Source organism: Comamonas terrae (assembly GCF_001544075.1).
GTDB classification, from domain to species: domain Bacteria; phylum Pseudomonadota; class Gammaproteobacteria; order Burkholderiales; family Burkholderiaceae_C; genus Comamonas; species Comamonas terrae.
In genome coordinates, this window is the sequence record NZ_BCNT01000010.1 from 1 (window position 1) to 14,331 (window position 14,331).

The following is a 14,331-nucleotide window of genomic DNA, read 5'->3' on the forward strand; positions in this document are numbered from 1 at the left end:
AGCTGCTGGCGCCCAGTGAGCCTTCTCTTCAGCCTTGTTGATTGTCAGAAATGATGACTGGCCGGCGCAGAAAGCTATCAATACAGAAGCAGCCGTGCAACTTCAGCGGCCGCTGTCGCCGCCCGTGCGCTTGACCCTGGGTTCCGCATAGGTCAAGGGCTCGTTGCGCGCGCCCTGCTTGTTGTTCATCTGGTCCTCGGTCTGGCTGGCCTGCTGGGCCTGCTCCACCGCCTGGGCGCTGGCACGCCACAGCGATTGAAGGTGCTCGATCAGCATCTTGGAAATCGGCTCCTTGGGCGGCTCCTTCACCTCTTCCTTTTGCTTGACTTCCTCGGCCAGCGTCCAGTCACGGTTCTTCTGGTCCGCATTCGACGGCTTTTCGGGACTGCGCACGCTGCGCCCTTCGCCGATCTTGTCGACGGATTCGGTGGCATTGGCGGCATGCACGGGCCGCACGGGGACCGCTCCCGACGCGCCCGTGGAATACAGGTCTGCTCCCTGGGTGCGCCAAGAGGCGTGCGATCGGTCGACCGGTGGAATTTGCATGGCTGGGCCCCTCTGTGTGGTTTGTCTGCAGACGGGCGTGGAAATCCCGCCCTCGCCTCGTTATCGGCAGGCCTTGAGAAATCTGAAGCACTTTCCCACAAAATAATTTGATAGCAACCGCCACTTGCCCGGCAAGCTCCGGGGCCTGAAAACACAAAAACCTTGCCGCAATGCAGCAAGGTTTTTCAACGGCGCATCTCCGGCGACTCAGAGAAAGCGTTCAAGCAGCTTGCGCGAGTGCTTGTCCAGGGCGGCTGTATTCGGCACCTTGAACTGCACGCCATCCTGGCCCGCGATCAGCAGCTTGCTGCGGCCCGAGAGCTTGCGGATGTCCTCCTCGGCCTTGAGCACCATCTGCGTGGGCCCGCGGTCGGTCAGCAGGTCCCAGGTGCTGGGCGTGGAAAAGCTCGAGACCTTGAGGATGCGCTCGATGGTCGGCACGAATTCGCGCACCGCCAGGTCCTGCTCGATCAGCTGGCGCGCCTGCGGGTCCAGGTCGGCCATATGGGGTATCCACAGTGCTTCCTTGCCGTCGGCCGCGACCAGGGACAGGCCGTCCTCGGGCGCGCCCAGGGGAAAGGCGCGCACCGGCACCACGGATTCGAAGCGCGTGCCGTCGCCCAGGGTCAGCACCAGGCGGCCATGGGCGTTGCGCTCCAGGCGCATGCCGGCCGCGCCGGAATGCGGTGCGGGGTTCGGAGCGTGGGGGTCGTGCAGCATGGCTTATTCCTCGGTCGTCATTTGCAGGGTCAGGCCCGCAGCCTGGGCGTCTTCCTCGGCGCGGCGCGCCTGCGCCTCGTACAGGCGCCAGTAGTGGCCCTTGAGGGCCATCAGCTCGTCGTGCGGGCCGACTTCGACGATCTCGCCGCGGTCCATGACCACGAGGCGGTCCGCCTTGCGCAGCGTGGACAGGCGGTGGGCGATCGCGATCGTGGTGCGCCCCTGCACCAGGTTGTCCAGCGCCTTCTGGATCTCCTTCTCGGTCTCGGTGTCCACGGCCGAGGTCGCCTCGTCCAGGATCAGGATGCGCGGATCGATCAGCAGCGCCCGCGCGATCGAGATGCGCTGTCGCTCGCCGCCCGACAGGCCCTGGCCGCGCTCGCCCACCAGCGAGTCGTAGCCGTGCGGCAGGCGCAGGATGAATTCATGGGCATGGGCGGCGCGCGCCGCGGCCACGATCTCCTCGCGCGTCGCATCCGGCTTGCCGTAGGCGATGTTCTCGGCGATCGTGCCGAAGAACAGAAAGGGCTCCTGCAGCACCAGGCCGATGTTGCTGCGGTAGTCGGACACGGACATGCGGCGCACGTCCACGCCGTCCAGCTGTATCGAGCCCTCGGAGACGTCGTAGAAGCGGCAGATCAGATTGACCAGCGTGCTCTTGCCCGAGCCGCTGTGGCCCACGAGGCCGATCATCTCGCCGGGTCGGATCTGCAGGTCCAGATGCTTGATGACGGCGCGGCTGCCGTAGCGGAAGCTCACGTCCTCCATGGTGATGGCGCCCGTGGTCCGGGGCAGCTTCACGGGATTGACGGGTTCGGGCACGTTGCTCACGTGGTCGAGGATGTCGAAGATGCGCTTGGCGCCGGCCGCGGCCTTCTGCGTGACCGAGACGATGCGGCTCATGGAGTCCAGCCGCGTATAGAAGCGGCCGATGTAGGCGATGAAGGCCGTCAGGATACCCACGGTGATCTTCTCGTGGGCCACCAGGTAGATGCCGAAGCCCCAGACGATGAGCAGGCCGATCTCGGTCAGCAGCGTGACGGTGGGGGTGAACAGCGACCAGGTCTTGTTCACCTTGTCGTTGGCCTGCAGGTTGACCTGGTTGGCATCGGCAAAGCGGTCGGATTCGCGCTTTTCCTGGGCGAAGGCCTTGACCACGCGGATGCCGGGAATGGTGTCGGCCAGCACATTGGTCACCTCGGACCAGACGCGGTCGATCTTCTCGAAGCCCGTGCGCAGGCGGTCGCGCACGGTATGGATCATCCAGGCGATGAAGGGCAGCGGCACCAGCGTCACCAGCGCCAGCCAGGGGTTGATCGAGAACAGGATGACCGAGGTCATCACGATCATCAGCACGTCGGTGGCGAAATCCAGCGCGTTGAGCGACAGAAAGAGGTTGATGCGGTCGGTTTCGGCGCCGATGCGCGCCATCAGGTCGCCCGTGCGCTTGCTGCCGTAGTAATCGACCGACAGCGTCAGCAGGTGGTTGTAGGTGGTGGTGCGCAGGTTGGCGCCGATGCGCTCGGACACCTTGGCCAGCACGAAGGTGCGCGCCCAGCCCAGCGCCCAGGCCAGCAGGGCCGAGCCCAGCAGCGCGCCCAGGTAGAAGGTCACCAGGCCCGGGTCGATCTTCTCGCCGTTCTGGAACGGAATCAGGATCTTGTCCATCAGCGGGATGGTCAGGTACGGAGCCACGAGTTGCGCGCCGGTCGTGGCCAGCGTCAGCAGAAAGCCCAGCAGCAGCTGGTTTTTGTAAGGTTTGGCAAAACGCCAAAGCCGCAGTAACACCCAGGTCGAGGTCTGAGGCCCCTGCTGGCGCGCGCAGGCCGGGCATTCCTCGGTGTCGGGCGGCAGCACCGTGTGGCAGACCGGGCAGTGGGCGGTTTCCTCGTCTTCCTGGTCCACATAGTCCTGGCCGCGCGCCATGCGTTCGCGCTGGCGGTCGAACTGCTGCATCAGCAGCACGATGGAGGTCTGGTGGGTGAGCGTGATATGCCACAGGCCCAGGCGCCGGTCGTGGTCGTGCAGCTCCAGATTGCCCACGCCGCCATGGTCCTGCAGGCGCAGGCTCTGATCCACAGCAAGCGGCCACTCACGCCATTGGTGGTCGACCGGATCGCAGGCCAGCAGGCGCTCCTGGGTCAGTGCCAGCAGACCGTTTCCGAAGCGCAGATCCGCGCTCAGGTCAACCGGGACGATAGCTAGTACGTTTTCTTGGGGAGCGAGCCTGGCTCGCAGTTCGTCCCCCAAAGGACCGGCAAACACGGCCGAAGCGTCCACAGTATGGTGATGTTGCATGTTGAGTTATTTTCTTTCCGCCTCCGGCGGCTCCTTGGGCCTTGCGGCAGCCGCCAGGCAGGACGAACGCGGCAGGGCCGTGCGCTCGATATACCCTGGTTAACGCGCGAACCTGCATTTAGGCTGACAGCCCGACAATATGATGATTCTGGGCGCACAATGCCTTTCCCTCCTGCGCAGCGCCTAAACGCCTGCCCCTCATTTCGCTATCCGCTTACCCGCTGACCACGACATGGCCAAATTCAACGACATCCAACTCCTGCGCACCACTTTTCTGCGTGGCCCCAGCGTCTGGACCTACCGCCCCGTGCTGGAAGTCTGGCTGGACCTGGGAGAGCTGGAAGACTATCCGTCCAACAAGATTCCCGGCCTCAACGAGCGTCTGACCACCTGGCTGCCCGACCTGATCGAGCACCACTGCGGCGTCGGCGAGCGCGGCGGCTTCATCCAGCGGCTGGAGGGCGGCACCTGGATGGGCCATGTGCTCGAGCATGTCATCATCGAGCTGCTCAACCTCTCGGGCATGCCCGCCGAATTCGGCCAGACGCGCGAGATCTCCAAGCGCGGCATCTACCGCATGGTGTTCCGCTGCCCCGAGGAGGCCGTGGCCCGCGTGGCGCTGGAACAGGGCCACCAGCTGCTGATGGCCGCCATCAACGACGAGCCCTTCAATCTCAAGCAGGCCATCCACGCCATCAAGACGGCCATCAACGACCGCTACCTGGGCCCCAGCACGGGCTGCATCGTCGATGCGGCCGGCGAGCGCCGCATTCCCCATATCCGCCTGAACGACGGCAACCTCGTGCAGCTGGGCTACGGTGCCGCGCAGCGCCGCATCTGGACCGCCGAGAGCGACCAGACCAGCGCGATTGCCGAAGGCATTGCGCAGGACAAGGACTTCACCAAGCGCCTGCTGGCCGCCTGCGGCGTGCCCGTGCCCGAGGGCCAGATCGTGCACTCGCCCGAGGAAGCCTGGGAAGTGGCGCAGGACATCGGCTTTCCCGTCACCGTCAAGCCTTCGGACGGCAACCACGCGCGCGGTGTGACGCTGGAGCTGTCCGAGGAAGAAGACATCAAGGCTGCCTTCGCGCTGGCCCAGCCCGAGGGCTCGGACGTCATCGTCGAGAAGTTCATCGACGGCGTGGAGCACCGCATCCTGGTCGTCGGCGGCAAGGTGGTCGCGGCCACCAAGGGCGAGACCGTGAGCGTGCACGGCAATGGCAAGTCCACGCTGCGCGAGCTGGTGGAAGTGCTCAACCAGGACCCGCGCCGCGGCCCCGAGCAGGAATACCCGCTGGACTGGATCAATCTCGACTCGGGCGCCGTCAAGCTGGAACTGAACCGCCAGCACGTGACGCCCGACTCCGTCATCGCCCAGGGCCAGAGCATCCTGCTGCAGCGCAACGGCAACATGGCCATCGACTGCACCGACGACGTGCACCCCGACGTGGCCTACTACGCCACGCTGGCCGCCAAAATCGTGGGCCTGGACATCGCGGGCATGGACATGATCCTCAAGGATGTGTCCCAGCCCATGAAGGGCCAGGGCGCCATCCTCGAAGTCAATGCCGGCCCTGGCCTGCTGATGCACCTCAAGCCCACCAGCGGCGCGCCGCGCCCCGTGGGCATGGCCATCGTGGACCACCTGTTCCCGCGCACCGAGGAAGGCACGGGCGCAGGCCGCATTCCCATCGTCGGCATTGCCGGCACACGCGAGAACGCCTTCATCTCGCGCCTGGTGGGCTGGCTGCTGCAGCTGTCGGGCAAGCTCACGGGCGTGGCCAGCAGCGAGGGCATGTTCCTGGCCAACCGCCAGACGCAGAAGACCAACACCGCCAACTGGGCGGGGGCGCACCGCCTGCTGACCAACCGCCTGGCCGAGGCCGCGGTGATCCAGACCACTTCGCGCTCCATCCTCGAGGAAGGCCTGGCCTACGACCGCTGCCTGGTCGGCGTGGTCACCGACATGGACGGCTACGAGGAGCTGGCCGACCACGACGTGCTCGAGCCCTCCAAGATGCGCCGCGTGCTGCGCACCCAGATCGACGTGGTGCTGGACGAAGGCGCCGGCGTGCTCAATGCCGACCTGCCCGAGGTGGCCGACCTGGCCGAGCTGTGCGACGGCGAGGTGATCTTCTACAGCGCCGATGCCGGCAACGCCGTGGTCGCTGCGCACCGCCAGAGCACCGAGAAGAACCACGACGGCGGCCGCGCCGTGCTGGTCAAGGGCCAGAACGTGGTGCTGGCTTCGGGCGGCCAGGAACGCGTGCTGGGCACGCTGGCGGCGCTTTCGCTGCCCGGCGGCAAGCGCCCCGACACGCCGGCCCTGCTCGCCGCCATCGCCACGGCCTGGGCCCTGGATATCACGCCCGATCTGATTGCCGCAGGCATCAAGACCTTCGAATACAACGCCTGATACGCCGCCCACGACGAAATGCCAACCGCCCGTGCCCGACGCCGGGCGGCCATCTGAAAGAACCACTATGCAGATCACCCGCATCCGAGCCTTGCGTGGCCCCAACCTCTGGACCCGCAGCACCGCCATCGAAGCCGTCGTGCAATGCGAGGAAAGCGAACAGCTCTACACCGCCATTGCCGGGTTCGAGGACAAGCTGCGCGCGCGCTTCCCGACCATCGGCACGCTGCAGCCCCACGGCGCCGACCAGAAGCTGTCCCTGGCCCATGTGATGGCCGTGGCCGCCCTGTCGCTGCAGGCGCAGGCCGGCTGCCCGGTCACCTTCAGCCGCACGCACGAGACCGTGGAGCACGGCACTTTCCAGGTCGTGGTCGAGTACACCGAGGAAGCCGTGGGCCGCCTGGCCATGGAGCAGGCCGAGGCCTTGATCCAGGCCGCGCTGAACGACACGCCCTTCGACAGCGGCAAGGTCATTGCCCAGCTGCGCGAACTTGACGAGGACGAGCGCATCGGCCCCTCGACCGGCGCCATCGTCGAAGCGGCCGTCGCCCGCGGCATCCCGTTCCGCCGCCTGACGTCCGGCTCGCTGGTGCAGCTGGGCTGGGGCTCCAAGGCGCGGCGCATCCAGGCGGCCGAACTGGACTCCACCAGCGCCGTGGCCGAGTCCATCGCGCAGGACAAGGATCTGACCAAGCGCCTGCTGCATGCGGCCGGCGTGCCCGTGCCCATGGGCCGCCCCGTGACCGACGTGGAAGACGCCTGGGCCGTGGCCCAGGAAGTGGGCCTGCCCGTGGTGGTCAAGCCCCAGGACGGCAACCAGGGCAAGGGCGTGGTGGTCAACATCACCACGCGTGAAGGCCTGGAGGCCGCCTACAAGACCGCCAGCGAATTCGGCGACGAAATCATGGTCGAGCGCTTCCTGCCAGGCCACGACTTCCGCCTGCTGGTGGTCGGCGGCCAGCTCGTGGCCGCGGCCCGCCGCGAGCCGCCCCAGGTGCTGGGCGACGGCAAGCACACCATCCGTGAACTGGTGGACATCGTCAACCAGGACCCGCGCCGCGGCTCGGGCCACGGCACGGCGCTGACCAAGATCCGCCTGGACGACATCGCCATCGCACGCATTGCCTCCGAGGGCCTGACGCCCGACTCCGTGCCGGCCCAGGGCCAGCGCGTGGTGCTGCGCAACAACGCCAACCTGTCCACCGGCGGCAGCGCCACCGACGTGACCGACGACGTGCACCCCGAAATCGCGGCCCGCGCCATCGAGGCGGCCCAGACCATAGGCCTGCACATCTGCGGCGTGGACGTGGTCTGCGAGACCATGCTGCGCCCGCTCGAGGAGCAGAACGGCGGCATCGTCGAAGTGAATGCCGCTCCAGGCCTGCGCATGCACCTGGCGCCTTCGTTCGGCCGGCCGCGCAACGTGGGCGTGCCCATGGTGGACGAGCTGTTTGCGCCCGGCAACGACGGCCGCATTCCGCTGGTGGCCGTGACCGGCACCAACGGCAAGACCACGACCACGCGCGTGATCGCCCACCTCTTCACCTCGCACGGCTGGCGCACGGCCATGACCAATACCGACGGCGTCTACGTCAACGGCCGCCAGATCGACAGCGGCGACTGCTCGGGCCCCAAGAGTGCGCGCAACGCCCTGGCCCATCCCGAGACCGACGCAGCCGTGCTCGAATGCGCACGCGGCGGCATCCTGCGCGAAGGCCTGGGCTTCGACCGCTGCCAGGTGGCCGTGGTCACCAACGTGGGCGAAGGCGACCACCTGGGCCTGAACTTCATCACCACCAAGGAAGACGTGGGCGTGCTCAAGCGCGTCATCGTGCAGAACGTGGCCACCGACGGCTACGCCGTGCTCAATGCGGCCGACCCGCTGGTGGCCGCCATGGCCACGGCCTGCCCCGGCAAGGTGATCTTCTTTGCCGCCGACCGCCACCACCCCGTGATGGCCACGCACCGCGCCCAGGGCAACCGCGTGGTCTATGTGGACGGCGACAGCGTCGTGGCCGCCGAAGGCTCCTGGCGCGAGTCCATCCCGCTGCGCGAGATTCCGCTCACGCGCGGCGGCGCCATCACCTTCCAGGTGGAAAACGTCATGGCCTCCATCGGTGCCGCCTGGGCGGTCGGCCTGCCCTGGCAGACCATCCGCCGCGGCCTGGCGGGCTTCATGAACGACAGCGACAACGCTCCGGCGCGCTTCAACGTCATGGACTACCGCGGCGCCACGGTGATTGCCGACTACGGCCACAACCCCGACGCCATCCGCGCCCTGTCCCAGGCCGTGGAGGCCATGCCGGCCAAGCGCCGCAGCGTGGTCATCAGCGGCGCCGGCGACCGCCGTGACCAGGACATCACCGAGCAGACCCAGATCCTGGGCAAGGTGTTCGACGATGTGATCCTCTACCAGGACGCATGCCAGCGCGGCCGCGAGGACGGCGAGGTGCTGGCCCTGCTGAGAAAGGGCCTGGAAGGCGCGCCGCGCACCAGCTATTCCACCGAGATCCATGGCGAATTCATCGCCATCGACCATGCCCTGGCGCGCCTGCAACCCGGCGACCTGTGCCTGGTGCTGGTCGACCAGGTGGAAGAAGCGCTCGAGCACCTGCGCAAGCATGTGAGCGGCAGCGTGGGAACGGCCACGGCTTGAAGTCCATGAAACGCCTGTCCATCGCCCTGACCGCGCTGGCCACTGCCGTGGGTGCCCTGCTTTTGCTGGGCACCGGCCGGGCCGAGACCATTGGCTCGGTCGATACCGTGTTCAAGCTCATCGGCCCCGACCACAAGATCGTGGTCGACGCTTACGACGATCCCCGGGTGCCCGGCGTGACCTGCTATGTCTCGCGCGCCAAGACCGGCGGCATCAAGGGCGGGCTGGGCCTGGCCGAGGACCGCTCCGAGGCGTCGATCGCCTGCCAGGCCACGGGCAACATCCAGTTCCCCGCGCCGCTGCCGCAGCAGGAGGAAGTGTTCACCGAACGCACCTCGCTGCTGTTCAAGCGCCTGCGCGTGGTCCGCATGGTCGATGAAAAGCGCAACACGCTGGTCTACATGACGTATTCGGACCGCGTCATCGAAGGCTCGCCGCAAAACAGCGTGACGGCCGTTGCCGTGCCGCGCGGCACGCCGATTCCACTGAAGAAATAAAGGCCCGGCAGCCTGCGCCATGGCGGCGCAGGCTGCCGCGGCCACAGGCCGTTCACCCGGGCACCATCCCGCCCGCATCCAGCGCCGGCGGCCGCAGCAGGTCCTCGTTCACGCCCATGGCCTGGCTGGCGCGCTCCACGGCCTGCCAGAGCGGCGCAGGCATCCGCAAAATGGCTTCGGGCGATTCGGCGGCCGCAATCCAGCGGCTGATCTGAAAGTGCTGCTCGCTGGTGAGCAGGTCCAGGTGCAGCATCTCGTCAATGGTCTTCATGCCGCCATCATGCACCGTCTTCCGGCACGGACTGATGGCAGGCCTGCACAAAAGCCTGCAGTGCGGGCGAGCGCCGCTTGCCCTCGCGCTGCACCAGCGAGAAATGCCGCCACATGCGCGGCAGCGCGGTCGGCAGGATCACCAGCTCGCCGGAGGCCAGCTGCGCCTGCACCAGCACCCGCGACAGGCAGCTGATGCCCAGGCCCTGGGCCACGCAGCGCGCAATGGCCTCGGAGCTGCCCATGGTGGACGACGCCGGCATCTGGTGCAGATGCGGCAGCAGCGCATGCTCGACCATTTCGCGCGTGCCCGAGCCCGGCTCGCGCAGCAGCCAGGCGGCCTTGCGCAGCGCCGCCACGCCCAGCGGCTTGTGCGCGGCCTGGGCCACCAGCGCATGGCGGGGCGAAGCCACCATCACCAGCTCGTCGCGCAGCCAGGGTTCCACCTCCAGGCCCGGCCAATGGCTGCTGCCCTCGATCAGGCCCAGGTCCACCTCCAGCGCCTGCACGGCTTCGCCGACTTCACGCGTGTTGGCGATCTGCAGGTCCACGCGCACCTTGGGATGGGTGCGCGCCAGCCGCGCCAGCACCTGGGGCAAGGCATAGGTGCCGATGGTGGTGCTGGCCGCCACGCGCAGGTGCACGGGCAGGTCGGCCGCGCTGGCGGAGAACGCCTGCTCTATGCTGCGCGCCTGCTCCAGCGTGCCCAGCGCCTGGGGCAGCAGCGTGCGGCCCGCATCGTTGAGCGCCAGGCGCTTGCCCACGCGCTCGAACAGCTGCACGCCCAAGGCCTGCTCCAGCTGCTGCAGCGCCGCGCTGGTGGCCGATTGCGACAGCGCCACGGCCTGGGCCGCAGCCACCGTGGAGCCGGTCTGGGCCACGGCACAGAAAATCTCGAGCTGACGCAGCGTGAGGTGCAGCATGGGAGACCCTTCAACCTGTTTTATCGATTGATGTTAGAAAAACTATTCGTTATACAAATATAACCAACAAATCTAAAGTGCTCTTCACCGCGGCAGAAAGCCTGGCTTCCGCAGGCCGCTGCGCTGCAAGACACCATGAACACCTCGTCGATTTCCGCCACCGCCCAGCCCGCCGCACAGCCCGGCTGGCTGCACAAGCCCCTGGGCATGCTGCCCGGCCTGCTGCTGGCAGGCGCCATTGCCGCCTTGGGCCTGTGGGCCGCGCGCTTTCCCTCGGTCGCTGCCCATGGCCTGAGCGCGCTGACGCTGGCCATCGTCATCGGCCTCGTCATCGGCAATACGGTCTACCCGGCCATGGCGGCCCGCTGCGGCAGCGGCGTGGGCTTTGCCAAGGCCCGGCTGCTGCGCGCGGGCATCATCCTCTATGGCCTGCGCCTGACCTTCCAGGACATCGGCCAGGTCGGCATGGCCGGCGTGCTCATCGATGCGCTGGTGTTGTCCAGCACCTTTTTGCTGGCCCAGTGGATAGGCCAGAAGCTGCTGGGCATGGACCGGCGCACCACCTTGCTGATCGGCGCGGGCAGTTCCATCTGCGGCGCGGCGGCCGTGCTGGCGACCGAGCCCGTGGCCAAGGGCCGCGCCGAGGATGTGGCCGTGGCCGTGGCCACCGTAGTGGTGTTCGGCACCATCGGCACCTTTCTCTACCCCGCGCTGTTCCACTGGAATGCCGAGCACGGCTGGTTCGACATCGGCCTGCAGCAATACGGCCTGTACGTGGGCTCAACGGTGCACGAGGTGGCCCAGGTGGTGGCCGCCGGCGAAGCCGTCGGCAGCCAGGCCGCCGACGTGGCCGTGATCTCCAAGATGGTGCGCGTGATGATGCTGGCCCCCTTTCTGCTGTTCCTGTCCATGTGGCTGGCCCGCAGCGAGCGCGGCCAGGGTGGTGAAGGCGGCGCCGGCGGCAGCCGGATCACCATCCCCTGGTTTGCGCTGGGCTTTGTGCTGATGGCCGGCATCCACTCGCTGGGCGTGCTGCCCGACGGCCTGGTCGCCGCCGGCGTGGAGCTGGACAACGTGCTGCTCACCCTGGCCATGGCAGCCCTGGGCCTGACCACCCACATCGGCGCCGTGCGCGCCGCGGGCACCCGGCCGCTGCTGCTGGCCTCGCTGCTCTTCGTCTGGCTGCTGGTCGCGGGCTGGGCCTTGAATCTGTGGATTCCTGCGCTGTTCTGAATGCGCTATGGTTTTGCAAGCTATCTACGCTGGTGGAATAGCATTTTCAAGGCCTAAATCCATCAAAACCCTTCCAAAGAGAGCGCCATGCGCTCTCTTTTTTTATCAGAACCTAGTAAATACCCTTGGATTTCGATTGCAAATAAATTAGCTTGAATTGCAAATTAATTGCATGAACATCAAAATTCGGCCATGTCTTTTGCCGATGCTCCCGATCGCGCCCGCCTGGGCTTTCTCATGGTCACCCTGGTACGCCAATGGCGCCGGCTGGTGGAGGAACAACTGGCGGCCAACGGCCTGACCGATGCCACCTGGACGCCGTTGCTGCACCTGCGCGCCTGGGGCGACGGCGTGACGCAGAAGGAGCTGGCCGAACGCGTGGGCCTGGACGGCTCCAGCCTGGTGCGCCTGCTCGACATCCTCGAAAGCCGCGGCTGGGTGGAGCGCCGCGCGGACGCCTCCGACCGCCGCAGCAAGCGCATCTTCCTCACCGATAGCGGCCATGCCGAAGTCAGCGGCATCCGCGCCACCATGCTGGATGCCGAACTGGCCATGCTGCAGGACCTCAGCGACGCCGAGGTCAGCGCCATGCTGGGCGGCATCCACAAGATCCGCGCGCGCATGGAACAGATCCACGGCACCCGCAAGCTGCCCGCAGGCGAAGGGGAAGCCCAGTGACCGTCGCCGCCTACGACCGCTTCCTCGAACGCGCCGCGCACTGGGGCTTCGACAGCGCGCGGCTGCGCCAGCACCTGCGCACGGCCTTTGCCGCCTGCCTGGCGGTGCTGGCCGCCTGGGCCCTGGGCCTCGAACATCCGCAATGGGCCGGCATGACGGTCTGGGCCGCCTCCCAGCCGCTGCGCGGCCAGCTGCTCGAGAAAAGCTTTTTCCGGACCACCGGCACCGTCGTCGGCACCGCCGCGGGCATAGGCCTGGTGCTGCTGGCCCATGGCGACCTGCTGTGGCTGGTCACGGGCCTGGCGCTGTGGCTGGGCCTGTGCGCGGGGCTGGGCAATCTGCAGCGCGGCTTTGCCTCCTACGGCACCATGCTGTCCGGCTACTCGGCGGCCATGGTGGCGCTGCTCGATGCCGGCCATCCCGAGCATGTCTATGCACTGGGCTGGGACCGCCTGTTCACCGGCCTGACCGGCGTGGCCGCCGCCCTCGTCGTGGGCTGGCTGTTCACGCCCGTGGGCGGCGAGATTCCGGGCAACGGCCAGGTGCGGCGCCTGTGCGCGCGGCTGCTGCGCGACATCGCGGCCGCAGCCCGTGGCCAGGCCGGCTTCTCGCGCCAGGCCCTGGCCGAACGCCTGTCGGCCATGGCCGTGATCGAGGAAGGGCTGGATCCCCATGCGGCCGGTTCGCAGCGCTCGCGCCGCGCCGTGCGCGCCCTGCGCCGATTGATCAACACCCAGATTTCGGCCCTGCTGTGGCTGCGCGACGATACGTCCCAGCAGCGCGGCGCGCACTTCACCCCTGCGCAGGCCACCACCTTGGCCGAGGCACTGGAGCAGGCAGCGCTGGCGCTGGAAACCCAGAGCCTGCCGCAGTCCGCCGTGGACCAGCTGGCCCGCGCCGGCGCGGCGGCTGCCGGCTGGGGCGCGGCGCAGGGGCTGATCGAGAACCTGCGCCTGGCCCTGCATGCCCATCTGGTCGCTTCCACCGACGAGCCCCTGCCGCCCCAGCACCGTGCGCGCCAGCTGCCCGTGGTGCTGCACCGCGACTGGGTGGGCGCGCGCCGCGCCGCGCTGCGCGCCGCGCTGGCCGTCTTCATCGTCGGCATGGTCTGGGTGCTCACGGGCTGGAGCGGCGGCATCTACATGCTGCTGGGCCTGTCCATCATGATCACCGTCTTCTCCTCGTTCGAGAACCCGGCCTTCACCATGCGCTATGTGACGGCGGGCCAGGCCCTGGGCGTGCTCGTGGCGCTGGCCTGCCAGTGGCTGGCCTGGCCGTTCGCCCACAGCCAGCTGCAGATGGTGCTGTGGATGATGCCGTTCATCGTCCTGGGCGCGCTGCTCTTCAGCCACCGCCGCACCATGCTCAGCGGCTACGACTGCAACATGGTGCTGCTGCTCCTGCTCTCGCCCCATTACCCGCAGACCGGCACCCTGCCGCACTCGCTGGCCCTGGGCTTTGCCGTGGTCACCGGCCCGCTGGCCGGCTGGGCCACCTACCGCTTTTTGCTGCCCGTGACGCTGCAGGGGCGCCTGCAGGCCCTGCGCGCCATGATGGTGCACGAGATCCAGGACATGGCCGCACGCCCGCTGGCCACGCGCGACGCCAGCGCCGACGAGCGCACGCAGCGCGTCTGGCGCGCGCGCCTGTACCACCGGCTGCTGCGCCTGGTGCGCACCGCCGAAAAGGCCGGCGCCCAGCAGGCCCAGGCCGCCGCCGACTGCGGCCTGGCCGCGCTGCGCGTGGGCAAGTCCGTCTACCTGCTGCAGACCCTGTCCCGGGACGGCTCGCTGGGCGAAAGCACGGCGCGCTGCGTGCGCAGCGCCCTGCTGCGCCTGCAGCGGCTGCAAAGCGCCCCGGCCAAGGCCTTGCCGCTGCAGGAAGCCGTGGGCCGGCGCATTGCTCCGCAGGCGCCCGAGAAGGCCCTGCTGCTGCAACAGGCCGCGCAGGACATCGCCAGGCACACATGGTTTTTTTCAGCGTAAATCCGCCATCTGTTTCAATTTGTTTCTATCTCAATATATGATCGGCAACCGCCTGGCGACCCGGCCAGCCTCACCCGACGGGCCGACTGGCGCAAGCAAGAGAGTTGGC

The 14,331-nt window shown here is 67.8% G+C and carries 11 protein-coding genes; 6 read left to right on the forward strand and 5 right to left on the reverse strand.

Translation table 11 applies throughout. The features are described 5' to 3' along the window. Positions 1–102: 102 nt before the first annotated feature. From Cte04_RS14610 to Cte04_RS14620, 3 genes are all read right to left on the reverse strand, one after another. The gene (locus tag Cte04_RS14610; RefSeq protein ID WP_066479428.1) at positions 103–546 is read right to left on the reverse strand and encodes a hypothetical protein; all 444 of its coding nucleotides are present in this window, start codon (positions 544–546) and stop codon (positions 103–105) included. 207 nt (positions 547–753) lie between these two features. Continuing rightward, positions 754–1,266, reverse strand: a complete 513-nt coding sequence (locus tag Cte04_RS14615) for a cyanophycin metabolism-associated DUF1854 family protein (protein WP_066479435.1) — start codon at positions 1,264–1,266, stop codon at positions 754–756. 3 nt (positions 1,267–1,269) lie between these two features. Further along, on the reverse strand, positions 1,270–3,564 hold the full coding sequence (locus Cte04_RS14620) for a cyanophycin metabolism-associated ABC transporter (protein ID WP_066479438.1): 2,295 nt from the start codon (positions 3,562–3,564) through the stop codon (positions 1,270–1,272). Positions 3,565–3,796: 232 nt separating this feature from the next. Here Cte04_RS14620 and Cte04_RS14625 point away from each other — a divergent pair, with 232 nt between their 5' ends. The 3 genes from Cte04_RS14625 (at position 3,797) to Cte04_RS14635 (ending at position 9,133) form a co-directional block, all read left to right on the forward strand. Then, positions 3,797–5,980 (forward strand): cyanophycin synthetase, encoded by a 2,184-nt coding sequence (locus Cte04_RS14625; RefSeq protein ID WP_066479443.1) that lies wholly within the window; start codon positions 3,797–3,799, stop codon positions 5,978–5,980. A gap of 67 nt (positions 5,981–6,047) precedes the next feature. Then, positions 6,048–8,636, forward strand: coding sequence for a cyanophycin synthetase (gene cphA, locus Cte04_RS14630; protein ID WP_066479446.1), 2,589 nt, complete (start codon positions 6,048–6,050; stop codon positions 8,634–8,636). Between the two features lie 5 nt (positions 8,637–8,641). Next, entirely contained in the window at positions 8,642–9,133 is a 492-nt protein-coding gene (locus Cte04_RS14635; RefSeq protein ID WP_245633392.1) for a CreA family protein, read from the forward strand. A 52-nt stretch (positions 9,134–9,185) separates the two neighbouring features. Here the strand turns inward: Cte04_RS14635 and Cte04_RS14640 are convergent, their stop codons facing one another. Both Cte04_RS14640 and Cte04_RS14645 read right to left on the reverse strand, forming a co-directional pair. Further along, positions 9,186–9,404 (reverse strand): hypothetical protein, encoded by a 219-nt coding sequence (locus tag Cte04_RS14640; RefSeq protein ID WP_066479853.1) that lies wholly within the window; start codon positions 9,402–9,404, stop codon positions 9,186–9,188. Between the two features lie 7 nt (positions 9,405–9,411). After that, complete coding sequence (locus Cte04_RS14645; protein ID WP_066479454.1) at positions 9,412–10,326, reverse strand: LysR family transcriptional regulator; 915 nt, start codon at positions 10,324–10,326, stop codon at positions 9,412–9,414. Between the two features lie 135 nt (positions 10,327–10,461). On the opposite strand from Cte04_RS14645, the gene Cte04_RS14650 reads away from it, so the two are divergent. The 3 genes from Cte04_RS14650 to Cte04_RS14660 all read left to right on the forward strand — a co-directional run bounded on the left by Cte04_RS14650 (position 10,462) and on the right by Cte04_RS14660 (position 14,222). Next, positions 10,462–11,559, forward strand: a complete 1,098-nt coding sequence (locus tag Cte04_RS14650; protein WP_066479461.1) for a YeiH family protein — start codon at positions 10,462–10,464, stop codon at positions 11,557–11,559. Positions 11,560–11,751: 192 nt separating this feature from the next. Beyond that, complete coding sequence (locus Cte04_RS14655) at positions 11,752–12,237, forward strand: MarR family winged helix-turn-helix transcriptional regulator (RefSeq protein WP_066479465.1); 486 nt, start codon at positions 11,752–11,754, stop codon at positions 12,235–12,237. Beyond that, positions 12,234–14,222 carry an FUSC family protein gene (locus tag Cte04_RS14660; protein ID WP_066479468.1) on the forward strand — a complete coding sequence of 663 codons (1,989 nt, stop codon included), beginning with the start codon at positions 12,234–12,236 and terminating at the stop codon, positions 14,220–14,222. Before Cte04_RS14655 ends, Cte04_RS14660 begins: the two co-directional genes overlap by 4 nt. The last annotated feature ends 109 nt before the right edge of the window (positions 14,223–14,331 follow it).

Excerpts from the sequence above, each read along its gene's own strand:
- Cte04_RS14610 (WP_066479428.1), bottom strand. The coding sequence starts at position 546 with ATGCAAATTCCACCGGTCGACCGATCGCACGCCTCTTGGCGCACCCAG.
- Cte04_RS14615 (WP_066479435.1), bottom strand. The coding sequence starts at position 1,266 with ATGCTGCACGACCCCCACGCTCCGAACCCCGCACCGCATTCCGGCGCG.
- Cte04_RS14620 (WP_066479438.1), bottom strand. The coding sequence starts at position 3,564 with ATGCAACATCACCATACTGTGGACGCTTCGGCCGTGTTTGCCGGTCCT.
- Cte04_RS14625 (WP_066479443.1), top strand. The coding sequence starts at position 3,797 with ATGGCCAAATTCAACGACATCCAACTCCTGCGCACCACTTTTCTGCGT.
- cphA (WP_066479446.1), top strand. The coding sequence starts at position 6,048 with ATGCAGATCACCCGCATCCGAGCCTTGCGTGGCCCCAACCTCTGGACC.
- Cte04_RS14635 (WP_245633392.1), top strand. The coding sequence starts at position 8,642 with ATGAAACGCCTGTCCATCGCCCTGACCGCGCTGGCCACTGCCGTGGGT.
- Cte04_RS14640 (WP_066479853.1), bottom strand. The coding sequence starts at position 9,404 with ATGAAGACCATTGACGAGATGCTGCACCTGGACCTGCTCACCAGCGAG.
- Cte04_RS14645 (WP_066479454.1), bottom strand. The coding sequence starts at position 10,326 with ATGCTGCACCTCACGCTGCGTCAGCTCGAGATTTTCTGTGCCGTGGCC.
- Cte04_RS14650 (WP_066479461.1), top strand. The coding sequence starts at position 10,462 with ATGAACACCTCGTCGATTTCCGCCACCGCCCAGCCCGCCGCACAGCCC.
- Cte04_RS14655 (WP_066479465.1), top strand. The coding sequence starts at position 11,752 with ATGTCTTTTGCCGATGCTCCCGATCGCGCCCGCCTGGGCTTTCTCATG.